A 662-nucleotide genomic window follows, 5' to 3' on the forward strand; every position below is an offset into this window, starting at 1 on the left:
TCAATGTTTTTACCATGCTCTTGCGCCGTTTTTCTTAGCTCTTCTAGCTGAAAACGTACTTGAGGCCCGAGAAGACAAACATCGTACTCTTTAATTGCATCTTCAAACGCATTCACTGACATTGCATCAATTTTGCATTCAATTCCTTTATTTTCAGCAGCTTGCTCCATTTTCTTAACAAGCATACTGGTTGACATCCCTGCGCTACAGCATAAAAGGATCTTTTTCATAGCCTTACTCCCGTTGTGTAAATTTCAACCTGCAAAAACTGTAGCAAAAATAACCAAGACAAAAAAGCGCAACCGGTTGCATTATTCGTGAACACAATCCCAATTTAGAAAATACCACCTATTTTTTTGTAATTATTTAGGTCTAGGATAAAAGTTATAAAATAATTTAAGACATCACATTAAGTTTCAAATTATCAATATTTTACTACTGACAACGTCGTTATTAATTTCTTAAAAGGAATAGAGAATGAAATTTAATAAATTGGCTATTGCAACGCTTGTAAGTGCCGCACTATCACAACACTCATTTGCTCAAACCGACTCTAAAGGCACAATTTATCTAACGTTTGATGATGGACCAATCAATGCATCTATTGACGTTATTCAAGTACTTAACCAGGAAGATATCAAAGCGACGTTTTACTTTAATGC

General features: G+C 34.7%; 2 protein-coding genes. One reads left to right on the forward strand and one right to left on the reverse strand.

What is annotated here, in order from left to right; genetic code table 11:
• A partial coding sequence (locus tag IQR33_RS15265) for a PTS sugar transporter subunit IIB (protein WP_193843808.1) occupies positions 1 to 230 on the reverse strand: 230 nt, incomplete at its 3' end.
• 247 nt (positions 231 to 477) lie between these two features.
• On the opposite strand from IQR33_RS15265, the gene IQR33_RS15270 reads away from it, so the two are divergent.
• The coding region (locus IQR33_RS15270) for a polysaccharide deacetylase family protein (RefSeq protein ID WP_193843809.1) at positions 478 to 662 on the forward strand (185 nt) is incomplete at its 3' end.

The organism is Vibrio sp. OPT46 (assembly GCF_015163535.1).
Lineage (GTDB): Bacteria > Pseudomonadota > Gammaproteobacteria > Enterobacterales > Vibrionaceae > Vibrio > Vibrio alginolyticus.